Raw genomic sequence first — 19,882 nt, forward strand, 5'->3', positions numbered from 1 at the left:
TAAGGCACTCGCGGCATATCAGCCCGGCTAAGGGGGCCATACGCCAACGTCGACTTGTTCTCGCTTTTTGCGCCGCTTACCTTGAATCGCTAATTCGACACGCTTGAAGAGCAAACAACTTTCATGGGACCGGAGTAAGCGCTAAAGCGCCAACTCCGGTCGACCGCGAACAACCAGCATGGGACCGGAGTAAGCGCTAAAGCGCTAACTCCGGTCGACACGACACAACGGAGACAGAGACAACATGGCATCGACCCCGGTTCATCCGTGCGACGAACGGTTACCCGCCGCCCAGTTGCTTACGCTAGGCATTCAGCATGTACTCGTGATGTACGCGGGCGCCGTCGCGGTCCCGCTGATTCTTGGCGCAGCGCTCAAACTGCCGAAAGACCAGATCGCGTTCCTCATCAGCGCCGATCTGTTCTCGTGCGGCGTCGCAACGCTTATCCAGACGCTGGGCCTTTGGATCTTCGGCATCCGCTTGCCGGTCATCATGGGCTGCACGTTTGCCGCTGTCGGCCCGATGGTTGCCATCGGCACGAATCCGGGGCTAGGCATTCTCGATGTGTTCGGTGCGACGATCGCGGCGGGCGTGGTGGGGATTTTCCTCGCGCCAATGATCGGAAAGTTGCTGCGCTTTTTCCCGCCCGTGGTGGTCGGCACCGTGATCGCGGTGATTGGTTTGTCGCTGATGGGCGTGGGCATCAACTGGGCAGCCGGGGGTGTCGGGAACCCCGAGTATGGCAATCCGGTTTATCTGCTGCTGGCGCTTGTCGTGCTCATGCTGATCCTGCTGATCAACAAGTTCGCACGCGGATTTATAGCGAATATTTCCGTTCTCCTGGGGATCGTGGCGGGGTTCGGGATTGCAGCGTCGCTCGGGCGTGTTGATCTCAACGGCGTGACGAGCGCGCCGTGGGTCGGCATCGTGCTGCCGTTTCACTTCGGCCTGCCGCACTTCGACCCGCTGTCCATTGCAACCATGGTCATCGTCATGTTCGTCACGTTCATTGAATCGACGGGCATGTTCCTGGCCGTCGGCGACATGGTCGAGCGTCCCGTCGATCAGGATGCGCTGGTGCGCGGATTGAGAGTCGATGGATTAGGGACGCTCATTGGCGGCATCTTCAACTCGTTTCCGCATACATCGTTCTCGCAGAACGTCGGGTTGATCGGCGTCACGGGCGTGAAGAGCCGGTTCGTCTGCGCGACGGGCGGCGTGATCCTCGTGGCGCTCGGGCTGTTTCCGAAGATGGCGCAGGTAGTGGCCTCCGTGCCGCCGTTCGTGCTCGGCGGAGCGGGCATTGTCATGTTCGGCATGGTCGCGGCGAACGGGATCAAGGTGCTGTCGAAGGTCGATTTCGTCAAGAATCACCACAACCTGTTTATCGTCGCGGTGAGTATCGGACTGGGACTCGTGCCGGTGGTCGCGCCGAAGTTCTTTTCGCAGTTACCGCACGCGCTGGAACCGATTCTGCATAGCGGGATCCTGCTGGCGTCGGTGTCGGCGGTGCTGCTGAACATTGTGTTCAACGGGGTGAGGAAGGAACGCGAGGCGACGTGTGCGATCCATCGTGCCGGAAGGGATTTTGACGGGACGGCGAAAGTGAAGCACTGAGGGGTACGTCAAAACGCGGTTGGTGCAGACCTGAGAGACGATAAAAAAAACCGCAGCCCCAAAGGGCTGCGGTTTTTTTAACATCTGAGCCACCTGCAACTTTATCCAGCCGATCCCGCTGCTTTCCCCTCGGCATCGACCTGGGGCTTGGCCGCCGGCACCAGATGCTGCACCGGCACCAGCTTCGCAGGACCCGTTGAAGCCGAGCTGACTGCCGTAGCGGAAGCCGCAGGCGCAACGGCTGCCGTCGGCGTGCCGATATCGCGGTAATTCGGCATGGCATCCGAAGGACGTGGCTGATCGCCGGCATGCTCGATCCAGCCGCCACCCAGCTCACGATACAAATCGACGAGATTCGTCGCCCGGTTCAGCCGCGCCGCAATCAGCAACTGCTGCGCGGTGTACAGGTTCGTCTGGGCCGTCAGCACGGCCAGATAGCTGTCCACACCGTTGCGATATCGCATATCCGACAGCTCCAGGCTGCGCGACTGCGACTTCACATTCAACTCCAGCGCCTTGATTTGCTCGTCGTAAGTCCCACGCGCGGCCAGTCCATCGGCCACTTCGCGGAACGCGGTCTGGATCGCCTTCTCGTAGGTCGCGATCTCGATGCGCTTCTGGATCTGCGCGACATCCAGGTTGGCAAGATTCGCCCCGCCTTCGAAAATAGGAATCGAGATTTGCGGTGCGAACGACCACGCCGCCGAACCCGGCTTGAACAAGCCGCCAAGCGTCGGCGACAAGGTCCCAAAGCTACCCGTCAGCGAAATCTTCGGGAAAAACGCCGCACGCGCCGCACCGATGTTCGCGTTCGCCGCGAGCAGCGAATGCTCCGCCGACGCAATATCCGGACGCCGCGTGAGCAGGTCCGAAGGCAAGCCGGCGGGGATATCGGTGAGCAGGTTCTGGCTGTCGAGTGGCAAGCCCGGCGGCAGATCTGCCGGCAACGGCTCGCCCATCAACAGCACCAGCGCATTCTCATCCTGCGCCCGCAGACGCAATTGCGACTGCAGGTTGGCCCCAGCCGTTTCCACAACGCCTTCCGACTGACGCACGGCGAGTTCAGTACCCACGCCGTTATCGAATTGCAGCTTCGTGATCCGATACGACTCCTCCGCCGTCTTCAGCGTATTGCGCGTGACGATGAGCAGGTCATCGTCCGACAGCATGGTCAGGTACTGGTCGGCGACTTGCGACACCAGCGATATTTCCGCCGCCTTGCGTGTTTCCGCAAGCGCGAAATACTGCTCGAGCGCCTGGTCCTTCAAGCTCTGGATCCGCCCGAAGAAGTCGATTTCCCAGGAGGCATTCACTCCGACCGAATAGGTGGTCGAGAGGGTCTGCCCGGGCAACGACAGATTCGCCGGCGTGCGCTGCTTCGTCTGCGACCCGACCGCGTCGAGCGTGGGCATCAACTGGGCACGCGTGATCTGATACTGCGCGCGCGCCGCTGCCACGTTGAGCATGGACACGCGCAGATCACGGTTGTTCTTCAGCGCGATTGCAACGATCTGCTGCAAGCGTGCATCAGCAAAGAAATCGCGCCAGCCGATGTCCACCGCCGGCTTTTCCTGCGCCGAAGCGCCTGGCGAAGCCGGCGACGCTGCGTCCGGCTGCCGGTTATAAATGCCGCCCGTCGGGAACGTCTGGTCGACGGGCGCCGCCGGGCGCTCATACTTCGGCGCCATCGTGCAGCCAGCCGCGAAAAGCGCGACCGCTGCCGCTATCAAGGAGTGTTTTAGCATCTCAATGTCCTTCCTTGGCCGGAGCAGACGTACCGCCTTGGCCACCATTGTCGCCGTCGTGGTTATGTGCCGGCGTACCCTTGTCGTGGCTGATTTTGCTGATCACCACAAAGAACATCGGGATCATGAAAATGGCCAGGAAGGTCGCCGTCAACATCCCGCCGATCACGCCCGTACCAATGGCGTGCTGGCTCGCTGAACCGGCGCCGTTACTGACTGCAAGCGGCAACACGCCGAGAATAAATGCCAGCGACGTCATCAGGATCGGGCGCAACCGCTGCCGCGCCGCTTCCATTGCCGCTTCCACCGTGGTCCTGCCCTGACTACGCAAATCGCGTGCGAATTCCACGATCAGAATTGCGTTCTTGGCCGACAACCCCACCGTAGTCAGCAAGCCGACCTGGAAGAACACGTCGTTTTCCAGCCCGCGCAAGGTAGCCGCGAGCAACGCGCCCAAGATACCGAGCGGCACGACCATGATCACCGAGAACGGAATCGACCAGCTTTCATACAGTGCCGCGAGACACAAGAACACGACGAGAATCGAGATGCCGTACAAGATCGGCGCCTGCGAACCCGACTGGCGTTCTTGCAGCGACAAGCCCGTCCATTCGTAGCCGATACCCGCCGGCAACTTCGCCGCAATCGCCTCGATGGCCTGCATGGCCTGACCCGTCGACTTGCCCGGCGCTGCGGCACCCTGGATTTCCACCGCGGAAATACCGTTGTAGCGTTCCAGCTTCGGCGAACCGTAGATCCATTCGCCGGTACCAAATGCACCGAACGGAACCATTGCGCCGGCGCTATTGCGCACGTACCACCTGTTCAGGTCTTCCGGGTTCATGCGGAACTGCGCGTCGCCCTGTACATAGACCTTCTTGATCCGGTTATCGACGTCCAGGAAGTTGTTCACGTACGACGAAGCCCACGCGATCGAGAACACCTGGTCGATAGTCGCAGGCGACAGACCCAGCGCATTCGCCTTCTCGCGATCCACGTTCACCTTGAACTGCGGCGTATCGTTCAGGCCGTTAGGACGAACCTGTGCGAGCGTCGGATCCTTCGACGCCATGCCGAGCAGCATGTTGCGCGCTTCCATCAGCTTCGCGTGACCGAGACCCGAGCGATCCTGCAACTCGAAGTCGAAGCCTGACGCCGTGCCCAGTTCCGGAATGGACGGTGGATTGACCGGGAAGATCATCGCGTCCTTATAGCTGGCGAAGTGCCCGAACATCCGTCCGACCAGCGCGCCCACCTTCTGGTCCGCTCGCTGCCGCAGTCCGTAATCCTTCATCCGCACGAACACGAGGCCCGAGTTCTGGCCGCGGCCCGCGAAGCTGAAGCCATTCACGGTAAAGACCGCTTCGACGATGTCCTTCTGGTCCGTCAGCAGCCAGTTGGAAACATCGGCAAGCACCTTGGCCGTGCGCTCCTGCGTGGAACCAGCCGGCGCCTGGACAAGCACGAACATCGTGCCCTGGTCTTCGTCAGGCAAGAAAGACTTCGGCAGGCGAACGAACAGGAAACCCACCGCGACGATCACCACCAGATAGATGATCAGCCAGCGGCCCGAGCGCTTGATCACATGCTCCACGCCGCTGTGATACTTGTCCTGGCTCTTTGCGAAAGTGCGGTTGAACCAGCCGAAGAACCCCTTCTTCTCCTCGTGATGACCCTTCTCGATTGGCTTCAGGAGCGTCGCGCACAATGCCGGCGTCAAAATCAACGCGGTCAGCACGGACAAGATCATGGCCGCGACAATGGTCAGCGAAAACTGCCGGTAGATCGCGCCCACCGAACCGCCCGAGAACGCCACCGGCACGAACACGGCCGACAGCACGAGCGCCACGCCGACCAGCGCGCCGGTAATCTGGTCCATCGCCTTGCGGGTGGCGTCCCTTGGAGATAAGCCCTCCTCGGCCATCACCCGCTCGACGTTTTCCACCACCACGATCGCATCGTCCACCAGCAAGCCGATGGCGAGCACCAGCCCGAACATGGAGAGCGTATTGATGGAGAAACCCACCAGCCCCATGACCGCGAAGGTACCCAGCAGCACGACCGGCACGGCGATGGTCGGAATCAGCGTGGCCCGCAGGTTCTGCAGGAACAGGTACATCACCAGGAACACCAGCACGATCCCTTCGATCAGCGTCTTGACCACTTCTTCAATAGACAGCTTCACGAACGGCGTGGTGTCGTACGGATACTTCACGACGAGACCCGGCGGGAAGTACTTCGACAGGTCGTCGATCTTCGCGCGCACAGCCTTCGCCGTATTCAGCGCGTTGGCGCCCGTGGCAAGCTGAATACCGAAACCAGCGGTCGGCTGACCGTTGTACTTCGTGTCGAAGTTGTAGTTCTCACCGCCCAGCTCGATGCGCGACACGTCCTTCAGCCGCACTTGCGAGCCATCCTGATTCACCTTCAGCAGGATGTTGCCGAACTGCTCAGGCGTTTGCAGCAGCGTGGCTTCCGTAATGGTTGCCTGCAGCATCTGGCCCGGCACTGCCGGCGTACCGCCCAGGCCGCCGCCTGCCACCTGCACGTTCTGTGCAGAGACGGCGTTCGTCACATCGAGCGGCGTCAACTGGTAGTTGTTCAGCTTGGTTGCATCCAGCCAGATCCGCATGGCGAATTGCGAGCCGAACAACGTCACCGTCCCCACCCCGTCGATACGGCTGATCGGATCTTCCACCTTCGAGGCCACGTAGTTGGCGAGGTCGTAACGGCCCATGGAGCCGTCTGTGGAGACGAACGCCATCACCATCAAGAAGCTGCTGCTCGACTTCGTCACCTTGGAGCCAAGCTGCTGAACGGCTTGCGGCAAGAGCGGCGTGGCGAGTTGCAGCTTGTTCTGGACCTGCACCTGCGCGATGTCCGGATTCGTGCCGGCCGCGAACGTCAGCGTAATGGTGGCCGTACCGGAGTCGTCACTGGTGGAAGACAGGTACAGCAAGTGATCGAGACCGCTCATCTGCTGCTCGATCACCTGCGTTACCGTGTTTTCCACCGTGCTGGCGGACGCACCCGGGTACGTAGCACTGATCTGAATGGCCGGCGGCGCGATCGTCGGATACTGCGCGACCGGCAAGGTGAAGATCGAAGCGATCCCCGCCAGCATCAGAATAATGGCGATCACCCACGCGAAAATCGGGCGATCGATAAAGAACTTTGCCATGAAACAGGCTCCCTTTTATTGCGCCTGATTACGCGCCTGATGCCGCGGATGCGGGTGCCGGATTGCTCGAAGCCGCCACGCCGCTCGCGCCGGCGTCCGCTGCCGCCGGAGCCGCGCCCGGAGCGGCACCCGATGCCGATTGAGCCGCCTGGGCCGGAAGCTGCGCGTCGACAGCCTTCACGGTCGAACCTGGCCGCGCTTTTTCCGTCCCCTGCACGATCACGCGATCACCCGGATTCAGGCCGCTATCCACGACCCACTGGTCGCCGTACGTACCCGACGTCACCAGCTGGCGCAACGCCACCTTGTTGTCCGGACCGACCACCAGAGCCGTTGGCTGGCCCTTCTGGTCATGCGTCACGCCGACTTGCGGCACCACCAGCGCCTTGTCGTTCACACCTTCGTCAATACGCGCACGCACGAACATGCCCGGCAGCAGCACGCGGTCCTTGTTCGGGAAAATCGCGCGCACCGTGACCGAACCGGTGCCCTGGTCCACGCTCACGTCGGAGAATTGCAGCTTGCCCGCCTCCGGATACTGGCGGCCGTCTTCCAGGATCAGCGTGACCTTGGCGGCGTTGGCGCCGCTGGTATGCAAACGGCCTTCCTGGATATCGCGACGAAGCTTCAAGCCGTCCACGCTTGATTGCGTCAGGTCGACATAGACCGGATCGATCTGTTGAATCGTGGTGAGCAGCGTAGCGGCGCTAGCCTGCACATAAGCGCCCGGCGTGACCTGCGACAAGCCCGTGCGGCCCGTGATAGGCGACACGACGTCCGTATAACCCAGGTTGATCTGCGCGGTGTCGACAGCCGCCTTGCCCGACGCCACGTCGGCCACAGCCTGGCCCTGGGTTGCCACGGCGTTGTCGTAGTCCTGCTTGCTGACCGCGTTTGCGGCAACCAGGATTTTGAAGCGAGCGGCCTGGGCGTTCTGCGTGACCACGTTGGCTTGCGCCTTGGCGAGCGTTGCCTTGGCGGTATTCAGGGCCGCGATGTACGGCGCCGGATCGATCTTGTAGAGCCGCTCGCCTGCCTTCACGTCTGCACCTTCCGTGAATTCACGGCGCAGCACGATGCCGTCGACCCGTGCACGAACCTGGGCGACGAGAAATGCGCTCGTGCGGCCCGGCAGTTCGCTCACGACAGGAACGGTGGTGGGTTGAACGGTAATGACCCCGACTTCGGGTGTCTGGGGCGGCGGTGCTGATGGTTTTTGTCCGCAGGCTGCAAGAATCACGGCAGCCGTCGCGGCACTGATTAAGCGGAATGGAACCCGTTCGACGCGCATGGAGCGACCTCTGTCAAAGACTGAGATTGAAATAAGTGCGCGGCCGCCTTCTACGGGCGGGCCGCTACGAGCGTCTGGAGACGCTTACCAGTAGCCAGTGGGCGCAAAAACCAGTGCCCCGACCAGCAGTCGTCCTCCGCGCCGGAAGCCGTCAATGTTTACGGCTGCCGCTGACAACGACCTTGGGATGGGCCACGCGGATGGACGGCGGATTGAAAGCTGTGTCGGATATTAACCGGTCAGTGCTACTTGGGCTATCGTTGGACGGATGGTATTGTATATACATTCACGAGTGAACGTAAAAGTGACGATCATATGTGAACAAGAGCAGTGCGAGGGGAATCGTCTCGAAGGGCTGGTGAGCGATAAACAAATGCATGACGTCGCTGCAGTGCAATGTAAGCCGGCGTTAATGTTTGCGCCGGGCAAGTAAGCTGGAACCCACGAAATAATGGTCAGACGAACCAAGGAAGAAGCGGCAGAAACGCGCAATAGTATTCTCGACGCGGCAGAACGGGTTTTTTTCGAGAAAGGCGTTTCGCGCACCACGCTGGCCGACATCGCGCTGGAAGCCGGTGTTACGCGCGGCGCAATCTACTGGCACTTTGCGAACAAGGGCGACCTGTTCACCGCCATGTTCGACCGCAGCCTGTTACCGCTTGACGAACTGGTCGAAGCAACGCTCGACACCAAAGAGGCGGACCCGCTTGGCCGGATCCGCGACATCTTCATCTGGTGCATGCGCAATATCGCGCTCGACGAGCAGCGCCGCCGCGTATTCGACATCCTGTTTCTGAAATGTGAATTCGTGGAAGACATGGGGCCGGTGCGCGAACGGCATCAAACGAACATGCGCGAGGGGAAGGAGAAGATCGAGCGGGGACTGCGCAATGCGGTTGATAAGGGCCAGTTGCCGGCCTCGCTCGACACGCACCACGCCACCACCATCCTGCACGCGCTCTTCACCGGCATTCTCTACGACTCACTGATGTGGCCCGAGAGCATCGATCTCAAGAATGATGCCGAACGCATGATCGATTCCTGTTTCGACGTCATGCGCTATAGCCCCAGCATGCTGCTGCGCCCCGACGAATCCTTGTAGCCGGGCGCTCCTGCGGTGCTATCGCAGACCGTAGCGCTGTGCGAGAAACAGGAAGATGGCAACACAGCAGAGCATCGCGGCCCAGGCCCAGGCGGGCAGGCTGTGCGGATGCGGATGGCGAGGCGCGTGACCGGGGAGCCGGTGGCGCAAGACGCCGCCAATGGCATCGGCCGTCGCCGCCGCGCGGGATTTTTGCGTCGCGGGGGTGCCGTGACGGGCGAACGCCGCCGACATGGTGATTGGCCGCAAGAACACATGGCGCCGCGAGACTCCCGGTTCGGGCATGACAGCCGGCGGGTGGCCATGCTTCGCCCGCACGACTTCGCAGAATTCGATGAAAAAATCGTCGGCGACTTCACGCAGCGAGTTTTCGATCTGGCGCGCGGGCAAACCTGCCAGCGGCCCGGAGAGCGTTGCCCAGACCGTGTATTCAATCCATGTGGATGCCCCGTCCTCGTCCGGAATCAGCGCCACCGCGATTTGTCCGCGCAACGATCCCACGCCTTCGCCGCGCGCCTTGAAACTGAGGGTTTGCGCGTCGACCTCGCCGGGCCGGCCGTCATGGCGCGGCAAACGGGTGGCGTCGGCGACGTGCGCCCGGATCGCGTAGTGCGCCCGCAGCGCGCCGAGCGGCACCGTCAACCTCAACGTATATTCGCCGCCGGCGAGACGCACCAGGGATTCGCAGTTATCGATACTCGCGCGCACCAGCGCAAGATCTCCCAAGGCCTCGCGCACCTGGGCAGGCTCGAGCGGGATGCGTAAGGCATCGGCGACTTCCATCAGACTCTCCCCTGTGTCGGCCAGAGTTCGCGCTTCAGCGCTTACTCTGGTCCCATGCAGGTCGCATGGCGCCCACTGTAATGATATTGACCCGGCGTTTCAGGTACCGGCCGTCTCGTCGATACGATCGACTCGCGACGGATAAAACGCCAGATAGCTTTTAATTTGCGCGACGCCTTCTTTCGGTTGCTCGTAGCTCCAGACGGCGTTCTCGACCGGGCCGTCCTCTGTCAGCAGATGGTAGTACGTAGCATCGCCCTTGTAAGGGCAATGTGAGGTGTGCGTGGATTTCGAGAGGCGCGCCATGTTGACATCGGCACGCGGGAAATAATGCACCGGATCGTGGCCCGTTTCGCTCAGCGTCAAGGCCGCATGGGTGTCGGCAAACGTTACCCCCTGGTGAATCACGCGATGGCGTCGCGCATTCAGCGAAATTTCGATGTGATGGGTGTCGGTACTCATGGCACGCTCCCGGTACCAGGAAACGAAACAGCCGCCGCGGTGTTTGCAGCAACGACATAAAAAAGCCACGGGTTTTCGGGACCCGTGGCTTTCATTATGAGACAAGTTCGGGGTGCTTGTACAAGCTCCGCGAACGTCTTTTGGTACCTGCGCCACACTTAACGCTGCATCGCAATCCTTTGTTTCATATGCGGTTTTGCGTACGGTGGCTCGTCACGGCGCATGCTGCTTCTGTTGGCGTTCGAAGACTTACTGCATGGACCAGTGGAAATCGGCCTTCGCCTTGCCATCGCCGGCCACCGTCACTCCCTGCTTCTTTTCCGAATCCTTGTAGCGGGCGTAAACCGTGTAGTGGCCAGGGGGCAATTTCACCAGCATGTATGGGCCCTGAGCGTCGGCCTTCAGCACCTCGGTGTTCTTTGCATCGGCAATACGCACGTGGACGTCAGCCAGATAATCCGACGTCGGCCCCGTGAAACGCAGCGACAGCGGCCAATGCGCCTGCGCGCTAATCAGCGCGTGCGATTCGTCGAGCCCCACGCCGCCGGAAGTGAACGACACATCACCCTGCGTCTGGATCTGCGGCAAGCCACCGCCATTCGTGTTGCCGGCGCTGCTCATGTCGCTCGTTCCCCCGCCCACGGTCTGGGCAAACGCGCCACCAGCCATACCGAACGTCATCACGGCCGCGAGCACCGCAATGGACGCTTTCGTCACCGCAGGCCGGTTGTGTTTAGTCAATGCACCAGTGTTTGCTTCGGTATTTGCTTCAATCGCTGTTTTAGTCGTCTTGGTCATCGTCATCTGCTCCTTATGGACTTCAGACGCCTTTATCGGCGTTCCGCTTTTCCCCTGCCGTGTCCAGCACGCAACGTTTTGGGCAGTCGGGCCAAAGCGGTTCGGGAGAGAAACTATCAGCACGGTTCGTGCCTGCATCCCACCCCATTTTCCAGGGCGGCCCGCGGTGCGTGCCGCCCTGTTCCCGCATCGGATGGAGTTCAGCCGGCGCTTACATCATCTGGCGCATGACCTGATGCATCACCCGGCAATCAACCCAGATCCACCGGCACGAAGATCTGCGCATCGTCGCGCTGGATCAGCAACGCGATGCTGTCGCCAGCGTGAGCCACCATCGTCTTCAATTGCTGCACGGTCGTGACGGGCTGGCCGTTGACCGCCAGGATCACGTCGCCGGCCTGGATACCGGCGCTTTCCGCGGCGCCACCCGACTGTTGCACCAGCAAACCACGAGACAGCGACGCGCTCTGCTTCTCTTCAGGCGTCAACGGCCGGACGGCGACACCCAGACGGGCATCCTGGGATGCCGAATCGCCCTTGTCCGCACCCTGGCCCGTGCTGGCGGTCTTGGTATCGGACAACGTGCCTACGGTCACCGTCAGGTCCTTCGTGGCCTTGTCGCGCCAGACCTGCACCTTCGCCGTGGTTCCCGGCGCGAGCGCCGCGACTTGCGACGGCAACGCGTTCGAGTCCGCAACCGGCTGGCCATCGACCGAGAGGATCACGTCGCCGGGCTGGAGACCCGCCTTCGCCGCCGGGCCGCCCGCTTCAACCGAACTTACGAGCGCGCCATTCGGGCTTTGCAGGCCGAACGACTTCGCGAGCGTCTGGTCCATGCCCTGCACGGTCACGCCAAGACGGCCGCGATCCACATGGCCGGTCTTCACCAGCGCATCTTTCACCTTCATGGCTTCATTGATCGGGATTGCGAACGACAGTCCCTGGAAGCCGCCGGTCTGCGAATAGATCATCGAGTTGATGCCGATCACTTCCCCTTGCAGGTTGAAGAGCGGGCCACCCGAGTTACCCGGATTCACCGGCACGTCGGTCTGGATAAACGGGGTGTAATTCTCGTTGGGCAATGAGCGCGATTTTGCGCTGATGATGCCGGACGTCACGGTGTTGTCGAAACCGTAAGGTGAGCCGATTGCGACCACCCACTGGCCGACCTTGCTGCCGTTCGGATCGCCAATCTTGACGGTCGGCAGGTTCTTCGCATCAATCTTCAGCACGGCGACATCCGACTGCTTGTCCGAACCGATCACCTTCGCGCGGTACTCACGCTTGTCGGTGGTCTTGACCGTGACCACGTTCGCGCCATCGACCACATGGGCATTGGTCAGGATGTAACCGTCGCTGCTCACGATAAAGCCCGAACCCAGGCTTTCGCTGGGGGTATCGGCGGCATTCTGGCCGTCGTTGCCACCCATGCCCGGCACGCCATTACCGTAGAAGTGCTTGAAGAACTGGTAGAACGGATCGCTCGGATCGATCGGCAATTGCGGATTGCCCCCGTTCATGCCGCCGTTCATGCCATTGCGGCGCGACGCGGTCTTCACCACGTGTTTCGCGCTGATATTGACGACCGCCGGGCCGTAGGTTTCGACCAGGCCGGAGAAATCGGGAATACCGGTCTTCGCCGCGGCTTCGGCCGGCATCATCGCGGCTTGCGCCGGCGCGATGACCTGCGGTGCCGGGACGTTCCGGTTTCCGGCCACATAACCCGCCGACAAGGCAACGGCAACTGCAACCGCAACGGCGCTGCGGGAAATGATCTTCGCTTTCATCGTGTGCTCCTCGGGAATGCGCTTCAGAATGAAACGAAGAGTAAGAGGCCCCGCTTAAAGGGCACTTAAAGCCGGCGACTTAGGCCGCTTCAAGCCGATTTGAATTGAATCGAGACCAGCAAACCGCCGTTTTTCGATTCGGCGAGCGAAACTTTCGCGTCGTGCTGCATCGCGATCCGGCGCACGATTGCGAGGCCCAGGCCGCTGCCCGCCACGTCCGTGCGCGCCCGGCTGGAGCCCGCTCCCACGCGATAAAACCGGTCGAACACCCGCTCGCGTTCATCGGCGGGAATACCCGGACCGGTATCGGAGATCTCCACGGTGGGCTTGCCGTCGTCCACCTGCAGGCAGACATCCACGCGGCCGCCGCTTGGCGTGTATTTCGTGGCGTTATCGATGAGATTGTTGAACATCACGCGCAACGCATTCGCGTCGCCGGTGATGGTCGCCGGTTCGCTCGCTTCAATGCCCAGGTCGACACCACGCTGTTGCGCCACCAGCACGGACGCGCCCACGCATTCGTCCAGCAGTGCGTGCAGGTCCACCCGCTTGGTTTCGCTCTTGCCATCAGGTTCCGAGCGCGCAAGCGCCAGCAGTTGCTCGGCCAGCCGCGTGGCGCGCGTGATACCCGCTTGCAAGTCGTCCAGCGCTTCCTTGCGCGACTCGTCGTCCTTCGCTCGCGCCACCAGTTGCGACTGGATCTGCACGGCGGCGAGCGGCGTGCGAAGCTCGTGGGCAGCGTCGGCAACAAACGCCTTTTGCGTATCCAGCGCGGTCGCGAGACGGGCGAGCAGCGCGTTCAACGCACGCACGACAGGGACGACCTCTTCCGGCAAGCGGTTGTCGGGTAAAGGCTCCAGCGCTTCAGGATGACGGGTGTCGAGCGCACGCGTGACGCGTTGCAGCGGCATCAAACCCCGTCCGACGATGATCCATATCGCCATGCCGAGCAGCGGCAACAGCACCACCAGCGGCCACAAGGTTCGCCACGCAACACCCGCCGCCAGCCGGTTGCGGATAGACAACGGCTGCGCGAGCTGCACGACGTTGTCGCCGACAATGGCGCTGTAGACGCGCCAAACACCGCGCGCTGTGGATTCGGTGGAAAAGCCCAGTTCCGCATGCGGCGCCAGCGGCACGCGCGGATGCGAGTAATACATGAGCACGCCGTTACGGTTCCAGATCTGGATCACAACGCCTTCGTCGCTGTCGCTGCGCGATTGCAGCACGGACGAAAACGGCTCCGACGGCAACGCGGCCGCGATCTGTTCCAACTGGTAATCGAAGAGTTCGTTCGCTTCGGCCAGCGCCTGACGGTAGATCAGCCAGCCCGCAAACCCCACGCCGACGATCACCAGCGCCAGCAGCCAGACCAGCAGTTGGCGGCGAATGGAATGCATCAGGCTTCCTTCGACACCATGTAACCCAGTCCACGAACATTGCGGATAAGGTCGGGCCCCAGCTTTTTACGCAGCGAATGGATGTAGACCTCGACCGTATTACTGCCGATTTCCTCACCCCAGCCGTAGATTTTTTCTTCGAGCTGGCTCTTCGATAAAACCGCGCCCGGGCGGGCCATCAGGGCTTCGAGCAGCGCGAATTCGCGGGCTGAAAGGGCTACGGCGTTACCTTCGAGTGTGACCTGGTGGCCCACCGGGTCCAGCGTCAATGCGCCATGGCGGATCAGGGAGTCGCCGCGGCCCGCATGGCGGCGGATCAGGGCACGCATGCGCGCACCCAGTTCGTCGAGGTCGAAGGGTTTGACGAGATAGTCGTCGGCGCCGGCGTCCAGGCCTTTCACCCGGTCGGCAATGGCGTCCCGGGCAGTGACGATCAGCACGGGCAACGCGTTGCCTTTTGCTCTCAGGCTTTTGAGGACGTCGAGGCCGTCGCGTTTCGGCAGGCCCAGGTCCAGCAGAATGAGATCGTAAGGTTCCCCGCCTACCGCCGTCAGGGCGGCTTCACCGTCCTGCACCCAGTCCACCGCGAATCCATCGCTGCGCAGCGCCTTGCGGACGCCTTCCGCAATCATTCTGTCGTCTTCTACCAGTAGGATTCGCATCGGTTCAGGTCACGGCTTGTCTTGGCTTTGCAGCCCGGACAACCATTCTAGCCGGGACGAGTTAAGGCGGGCTTAAAAGGGCCTTAAGACGGGTCTTCGTCGCCGTCCGCCTTGCACACCCTTGGGTTCGCTCATTTTTAGCGACCCCGCCGCTGGCGCTAATGAGCAATGCACGCCGATTTTGTCTCCGTGAAACCCTCAATCGCGTATTTGCCGAATTCACGGCCTATCCCCGACTGCTTGTATCCGCCAAACGGCATGCCCGGATCCAGCGGAACGTGGCAATTCACCCATACCGTCCCCGCTTCCAGTCGAGGGATCAGGTTCATCACCGCCTTGAGGTCATTACTCCACAGGCTGGCAGCCAATCCATAAGGGCTGTCGTTCGCCAGACGGATTGCTTCGGCCGGATCGTCGAACGGCATGACAGCAAGCACGGGGCCAAAAACCTCGTCCCGTACGATCGACGCGTCCGCCGGTACGTCCGCCAGCACCGTCGGCCGGACGTAGTAACCCCGGCCCATGACCGGCGTACCGCCCGCAAGGAAGCGCAAACCCTCCGCATGCGCGCGAGCAATATGGTCCTCGACCCGATCGCGATGTCGTGCCGATACAAGCGGATTGATTTGCGCCGACGGGTCAAGGCCAGGACCCAGTTTCATTGCGTTGGCGATGTCGGCGAGTCCATCAGCAACTTGCCGGTATCGGCTGCGATGCACATAGATCCGCGAGGCGCCCGCGCAAACCTGCCCCTGGTTGAAGAAACCACCCATGACGGCGCCCTTCACCGCTTGATCGACATCGATATCGGCGAGCATCACGGCCGGATTCTTGCCGCCAAGTTCAAGCGAGAACCGCGTCATGTTATTCACCGCGGCAGCGCCCACGAGTTTGCCCGTGGGCGTCGAACCGGTGAACGAGATCTTGCTGACGCCGGGATGGGCTGCAAGCGCGGCGCCGCATTCGGGTCCGCCCGTGATCACGTTGAAAACGCCAGGCGGCACACCCGCCTCGAGTGCGAGTTCCGCAAGCCTGAGCGCGGTGAGCGGCGTCTCCGCCGAAGGCTTGATGACAACCGTACAGCCCGCCGCAAGCGCAGGCACGAGCTTCCAGACGGCGATCATCAGCGGGAAGTTCCACGGCACAATCCCCGCCACTACGCCAATTGGCTCCTTGCGGGTGAAGGCCGTGTATTTCGTGCCCGGTGGAAACGGGATCGAGACATCGAGCGTCTCGCCGGTGATCTTGGTCGCCCAACCCGCCATGTATCGCACATATTCAATGGCCGCTCCAACCTCTACCGCCCGCGCGACGTTGATCGATTGCCCCTGGTTGAGGGTTTCCATTTGCGCCAGGTCTTCGCCGTGGGCCTCCAGCAAATCGGCCAGGCGCAACAAGATGCGCTCGCGCTCTGAAGGACGCAGGCCGCTCCACACGCGGGCGTCGAATGCCGCGCGGGCGCTCCTAACCGCGCGATCGACATCGTTCGCGTCCGCGTCCGGCACGCTTGAAATCCGCTCGCCATTCGCGGGATCGAAGATATCGAGCCGGCGCGGGGAATGCGCAGGCTGCCACGCTCCATCGACAAAAATCCCCAGTTCGCGCTTCAAGAATGAACGAACGTCGTTGTTGACTACCACTAGTCCTGCGTTATGCATCTCGATGTTTTCCGAAGTGAAGAGTGTTGGAACCGAAGGAGACCTACCAGTCATATGGAGCCGCCGACGCCGACGCTTACGCTCATCGGCCTCACGACTCTCACGACCCGCGCACTACCAGCCGGCCGCGCCGATCGATCTTCATTCATTGTGGATACCGCGTGATGTTGAGCACCGTGGCCTGTGCACCGACCGGAAAATTCGAGACCGCGTCGAACGAATCACCCTGATAGCCAATGATCTTGCCGTCAGTTTTCATGCCTGCCAGATCGATCATCACCACGCCAAGTGTCGGGATGACCTTTTCGCGCCAGACGAACAGATAAAGCTGCTCGTCGATGCGAAAAGAGTGGCACCGGTCAAGGTCTGCCAGCCCCTTCTCCGCGCCTTCCAGGCATTGCCACGCGTAGAAATGCTCGTAGCGCTCGGTCTCGCTATAGATGTAGAGATTGCGCATGCCGATCAACTCGGCCGTCGGGGCATGCAGCGCGGTTGCATCGACCGTGGGCGCCGCAGCCACGCCGGGTGCGATCACACCGTGCCGGAAGCTTGCGTGCACAGCGGTCAATTCGTCACCACGTTCGGCCCGGGTAAACGCGTCGACGCGCGTCTCGCGCTCGCTAGGCAAGGTACCGGTGACCGACGTAGCCAGTCCGCGACGCAGGTCGAGTACGAGGCTGGTCGATGACGCGCCGCTTTCGCCGCCGGAATAATCGACGAAATAAATGCCGGCGCGCACCGAGGTTGCGCGATAGGCGTGTTCGCCGCGATTCGTGCGCAAGGTGCCGGCGGCGAGGAATTCCAGTGCAAGGGAGGAACCGTCGCTGAATTGCAGCCGCATGTCTCGGCCGGCCAGATCCGCGGTGGCGGGCAGGATGTTGCTGTCAGGCGCGAAGCCTTCGGCGAGCGCGCCGACATGGATGAAACCGGGCTGTGATGTCATGGCAATAGAACTCCTTGAGAGTTGAACAGTTGAACGAATGGGGCTTCGACGGACAAACGCTTGCCGCGAAAATCACCGTGAAAATCCAGCCGCCAATTCATCGATTAGCTGACGCTGGAACTGCACGAACCGTTCGCCCGGTTGCTGCGCGATAGCAAGATCGAGCATTGGATCGATTACGTCAGTACCCACGCCCGCAAGCGTCTCGACAATCGCGTGGCCGCAAAACGGCACATACGCTTCCGAATATCCGCCTTCGTGAACGATGGCGAGGCGCCCGTCGCAATGCCGGTCCGCGGCGTCGAGCATGAGGCGCGTCATGGCGCGGTAGCTTTCGGTGTGCAGCAGCATCCGCGCAAGCGGATCGACGGCGCTCGCATCCAGCCCGCTCGCTACCACGATCAGTTCGGGCCGGAACCTGTCGAGCGCGGGAATCACAATGCGCTCCATGGCGTACAGATACGCGTCGTGCCCGCCGCCCGGCAGCAGCGGAATGTTGATGTTCACGCCGAGCCCCGCGCCTTCGCCGCGCTCCTCGGCACCGCTATAACCCGGTGGAAAACATCGGTCCTGATGAAGGGAGACGGTCAGCGTGTTGGGGTCGTCGTAATAGATCGACTGCGTCCCGTTGCCGTGGTGGACATCCCAGTCGATCACCGCGACACGCTGCACCTGATGCTTCGCGCGCGCCGCCTCAATAGCGACCGGAATGTTGGCAAGCAGGCAGAATCCCATCGGCTTGTCGCGCAGGCAGTGGTGGCCTGGCGGCCGGGACAGCGAAAACGCGTTGCCCGAGCGGCGCCCAAGCACGCGATCGATGGCACCAATGGCCAGACCGGCCGATAACGCCGCGATCTCGTAACTGCCTTTGCCGAACGGTGCAAGGTCGCCGGGGTCGCCGAGATCACCGCCCGTTGTGTCGCTCAGGGCCTTGAAGCGGCTGAGGTACTCACGCGGATGAATACGCATGAGTTCGTCATCGGTTGCAATGGGAGCGCTGCACATGTCGAGCTGGCCGCCCAGGCCTGACATCTGGATCAATGAGAGAAGGCGTCGTTTCGAGTCGGGAGATTCGGCGTAGCCACCGCTCGAAGGAGGCTGAACCCAGCCGCCAACGGGGAAAAATAAAGCGTGGGCGCCGCTGGTGTGCCAGAACGTCCGTTCATCGGTGAAAAAAGCGGTGTGGGTCATCGTGTTGGTCATCGGGTAACTCGTTTGGAAAGGGTTCGGTTCAAGGGCAGGCGAGAACCGTGCTTCAGCTTCGCTCGACGCGAAGCAGGCAGACGAGTGAAAGCGTGCAAATTGCCGCCGCCCCGGCGAACAGCGCGTGGAGGCTGGCGCCTGCGTCAAGCAGGACACCTGCTATCAGCGGGCCCATAGCGAGACCCGCACCGATCACAAAGTTGAGCGAAGCGATCAGGCGCCCGGAGTGGTCCTTGTTCGCGGCTGCCGCGAGAATGAACGGCAGCACGAAAGTCCAGGCGAACTTGAAGGCGAAGATCGCCGTCATGTAAGCCCCGACGCCCGAATGGACGGAGAGTCCGGCCAACGCGGCGAAGAGCAATCCGTACCCCGCGACGAGCATCACGCGGCGGGCAAGGCGGCCGCCGATCAGCGAGGCCACGCCCGCGCCGGCAATGCCCATCACGCTGGCGATCGCGAGCACGCTGCCGCTGCGGCTCGCATCGAGTCCCGCAAGCGAGGCGGCCTCGCTCGCAAAAGTCCAGACGCCGCCAATGGCAAGGTAGAACGCCAGGACGCCGGCAACGGCGAACGCTGCGCTGGCTGCGCCGGAGGTGTTGCCAGCTGTCGCGCGGACCGTGTGCTCGTTGTGTGGGTCGCGCTGAAGCCGCTTGCCGCCAAGTGCGGGATCAAAGCCGCGAGTGAGCGGAGCGGCGCAAACCGCCAGCAGCGCGAGCGTGACGTAAAGCGCACGCAAGCCGAACGCATTGAAGAGATGCGGCAGCAAGAGCAGGCCGAGCGCGCCCGCCACCAGTTGTCCCACGACCCACAAACCATAGACCCGGTCGCGGTCGCCGCTCGTCGCGGCGCTCGTCATGCAAAGCACCATGAGCGTTCCGCCACCGAGCGCCGTGACGGCCCGCAGCGCCAGCAACGCGACGAAACCTGGCATCACGAGCGCGGTGATCAGGTTACCGACGCAAAATACGGCCGTCGCACATGCCGCCACGCGGCGAGCATCGACGCGGCCGAGCCATAAGTACGAGGGCGCGGTGGCCAGGCTGAATGCGCCGAGTTCGACAAAAAAGTACGTGCCGATCTGCGATGCGCTCAAGCCCATCGGTCCGCCGAGTTGCGCGGCGACCGCCGGTGCGACCAGCAGGAGTAACGGTGCTATCGCGGAGAAAACGACGAGGGAGACAAGCGTCGACCGGGTGAACCCGCGTGCGGGACCCGCGCTGAGCCCGACGGGGGCCAGATAAGTTTTCAT

At 62.1% G+C, this 19,882-nt stretch carries 15 protein-coding genes; 2 read left to right on the forward strand and 13 right to left on the reverse strand.

What is annotated here, in order from left to right; translation table 11 throughout:
* The first annotated feature begins 244 nt into the window (after positions 1-244).
* Positions 245-1,618, forward strand: coding sequence for a nucleobase:cation symporter-2 family protein (locus tag AWB69_RS01180; RefSeq protein ID WP_062081184.1), 1,374 nt, complete (start codon positions 245-247; stop codon positions 1,616-1,618).
* Positions 1,619-1,719: 101 nt separating this feature from the next.
* On the opposite strand, the gene AWB69_RS01185 is transcribed toward AWB69_RS01180, so the two are convergent.
* The 3 genes from AWB69_RS01185 to AWB69_RS01195 are packed head-to-tail and all read right to left on the reverse strand — an operon-like array spanning position 1,720 to position 7,835.
* Positions 1,720-3,363, reverse strand: coding sequence for an efflux transporter outer membrane subunit (locus AWB69_RS01185; RefSeq protein ID WP_082913216.1), 1,644 nt, complete (start codon positions 3,361-3,363; stop codon positions 1,720-1,722).
* Between the two features lies 1 nt (position 3,364).
* Positions 3,365-6,544, reverse strand: a complete 3,180-nt coding sequence (locus tag AWB69_RS01190; RefSeq protein ID WP_062081186.1) for an efflux RND transporter permease subunit — start codon at positions 6,542-6,544, stop codon at positions 3,365-3,367.
* A 28-nt stretch (positions 6,545-6,572) separates the two neighbouring features.
* Complete coding sequence (locus AWB69_RS01195) at positions 6,573-7,835, reverse strand: efflux RND transporter periplasmic adaptor subunit (protein WP_062081188.1); 1,263 nt, start codon at positions 7,833-7,835, stop codon at positions 6,573-6,575.
* Positions 7,836-8,286: 451 nt separating this feature from the next.
* Here AWB69_RS01195 and AWB69_RS01200 point away from each other — a divergent pair, with 451 nt between their 5' ends.
* The gene (locus AWB69_RS01200) at positions 8,287-8,937 is read left to right on the forward strand and encodes a TetR family transcriptional regulator (protein WP_062081190.1); all 651 of its coding nucleotides are present in this window, start codon (positions 8,287-8,289) and stop codon (positions 8,935-8,937) included.
* Positions 8,938-8,955: 18 nt separating this feature from the next.
* Here AWB69_RS01200 and AWB69_RS01205 read toward each other — a convergent pair whose 3' ends face one another.
* The 10 genes from AWB69_RS01205 to AWB69_RS01250 all read right to left on the reverse strand — a co-directional run bounded on the left by AWB69_RS01205 (position 8,956) and on the right by AWB69_RS01250 (position 19,882).
* Positions 8,956-9,720: a CoxG family protein gene (locus AWB69_RS01205; protein ID WP_062081193.1), complete on the reverse strand. Its 765-nt coding sequence runs from the start codon at positions 9,718-9,720 to the stop codon at positions 8,956-8,958.
* 99 nt (positions 9,721-9,819) lie between these two features.
* Positions 9,820-10,182 carry a DUF427 domain-containing protein gene (locus AWB69_RS01210; protein WP_062081195.1) on the reverse strand — a complete coding sequence of 121 codons (363 nt, stop codon included), beginning with the start codon at positions 10,180-10,182 and terminating at the stop codon, positions 9,820-9,822.
* A 249-nt stretch (positions 10,183-10,431) separates the two neighbouring features.
* Positions 10,432-10,863, reverse strand: a complete 432-nt coding sequence (locus tag AWB69_RS01215; RefSeq protein ID WP_062081353.1) for a carboxypeptidase-like regulatory domain-containing protein — start codon at positions 10,861-10,863, stop codon at positions 10,432-10,434.
* Positions 10,864-11,231: 368 nt separating this feature from the next.
* On the reverse strand, positions 11,232-12,767 hold the full coding sequence (locus tag AWB69_RS01220) for a DegQ family serine endoprotease (protein ID WP_062081197.1): 1,536 nt from the start codon (positions 12,765-12,767) through the stop codon (positions 11,232-11,234).
* A gap of 89 nt (positions 12,768-12,856) precedes the next feature.
* Positions 12,857-14,167, reverse strand: coding sequence for a sensor histidine kinase (locus AWB69_RS01225; protein WP_062081199.1), 1,311 nt, complete (start codon positions 14,165-14,167; stop codon positions 12,857-12,859).
* The gene (locus AWB69_RS01230) at positions 14,167-14,829 is read right to left on the reverse strand and encodes a response regulator (protein ID WP_062081200.1); all 663 of its coding nucleotides are present in this window, start codon (positions 14,827-14,829) and stop codon (positions 14,167-14,169) included. Before AWB69_RS01230 ends, AWB69_RS01225 begins: the two co-directional genes overlap by 1 nt.
* 158 nt (positions 14,830-14,987) lie before the next feature.
* A complete protein-coding gene (locus AWB69_RS01235; RefSeq protein WP_062081202.1) occupies positions 14,988-16,487 on the reverse strand; it encodes an aldehyde dehydrogenase family protein in 1,500 nt (499 codons plus the stop codon).
* A gap of 145 nt (positions 16,488-16,632) precedes the next feature.
* Positions 16,633-17,430 (reverse strand): MoaF C-terminal domain-containing protein, encoded by a 798-nt coding sequence (locus AWB69_RS01240; protein WP_062081204.1) that lies wholly within the window; start codon positions 17,428-17,430, stop codon positions 16,633-16,635.
* A 72-nt stretch (positions 17,431-17,502) separates the two neighbouring features.
* Positions 17,503-18,621, reverse strand: a complete 1,119-nt coding sequence (locus AWB69_RS01245) for a class II histone deacetylase (RefSeq protein ID WP_062081355.1) — start codon at positions 18,619-18,621, stop codon at positions 17,503-17,505.
* Positions 18,622-18,685: 64 nt separating this feature from the next.
* On the reverse strand, positions 18,686-19,882 hold the full coding sequence (locus AWB69_RS01250) for an MFS transporter (RefSeq protein ID WP_062081206.1): 1,197 nt from the start codon (positions 19,880-19,882) through the stop codon (positions 18,686-18,688).

This window comes from Caballeronia udeis (genome assembly GCF_001544555.2).
GTDB classification, from domain to species: Bacteria; Pseudomonadota; Gammaproteobacteria; order Burkholderiales; family Burkholderiaceae; genus Caballeronia; species Caballeronia udeis.

What these genes read in the sequence shown, in the direction of transcription:
- AWB69_RS01180 (WP_062081184.1), top strand. Translation starts at nt 245, where the DNA reads ATGGCATCGACCCCGGTTCATCCGTGCGACGAACGGTTACCCGCCGCC.
- AWB69_RS01185 (WP_082913216.1), bottom strand. Translation starts at nt 3,363, where the DNA reads ATGCTAAAACACTCCTTGATAGCGGCAGCGGTCGCGCTTTTCGCGGCT.
- AWB69_RS01190 (WP_062081186.1), bottom strand. Translation starts at nt 6,544, where the DNA reads ATGGCAAAGTTCTTTATCGATCGCCCGATTTTCGCGTGGGTGATCGCC.
- AWB69_RS01195 (WP_062081188.1), bottom strand. Translation starts at nt 7,835, where the DNA reads ATGCGCGTCGAACGGGTTCCATTCCGCTTAATCAGTGCCGCGACGGCT.
- AWB69_RS01200 (WP_062081190.1), top strand. Translation starts at nt 8,287, where the DNA reads ATGGTCAGACGAACCAAGGAAGAAGCGGCAGAAACGCGCAATAGTATT.
- AWB69_RS01205 (WP_062081193.1), bottom strand. Translation starts at nt 9,720, where the DNA reads ATGGAAGTCGCCGATGCCTTACGCATCCCGCTCGAGCCTGCCCAGGTG.
- AWB69_RS01210 (WP_062081195.1), bottom strand. Translation starts at nt 10,182, where the DNA reads ATGAGTACCGACACCCATCACATCGAAATTTCGCTGAATGCGCGACGC.
- AWB69_RS01215 (WP_062081353.1), bottom strand. Translation starts at nt 10,863, where the DNA reads ATGACGTTCGGTATGGCTGGTGGCGCGTTTGCCCAGACCGTGGGCGGG.
- AWB69_RS01220 (WP_062081197.1), bottom strand. Translation starts at nt 12,767, where the DNA reads ATGAAAGCGAAGATCATTTCCCGCAGCGCCGTTGCGGTTGCAGTTGCC.
- AWB69_RS01225 (WP_062081199.1), bottom strand. Translation starts at nt 14,167, where the DNA reads ATGCATTCCATTCGCCGCCAACTGCTGGTCTGGCTGCTGGCGCTGGTG.
- AWB69_RS01230 (WP_062081200.1), bottom strand. Translation starts at nt 14,829, where the DNA reads ATGCGAATCCTACTGGTAGAAGACGACAGAATGATTGCGGAAGGCGTC.
- AWB69_RS01235 (WP_062081202.1), bottom strand. Translation starts at nt 16,487, where the DNA reads ATGCATAACGCAGGACTAGTGGTAGTCAACAACGACGTTCGTTCATTC.
- AWB69_RS01240 (WP_062081204.1), bottom strand. Translation starts at nt 17,430, where the DNA reads ATGACATCACAGCCCGGTTTCATCCATGTCGGCGCGCTCGCCGAAGGC.
- AWB69_RS01245 (WP_062081355.1), bottom strand. Translation starts at nt 18,621, where the DNA reads ATGACCCACACCGCTTTTTTCACCGATGAACGGACGTTCTGGCACACC.
- AWB69_RS01250 (WP_062081206.1), bottom strand. Translation starts at nt 19,882, where the DNA reads ATGAAAACTTATCTGGCCCCCGTCGGGCTCAGCGCGGGTCCCGCACGC.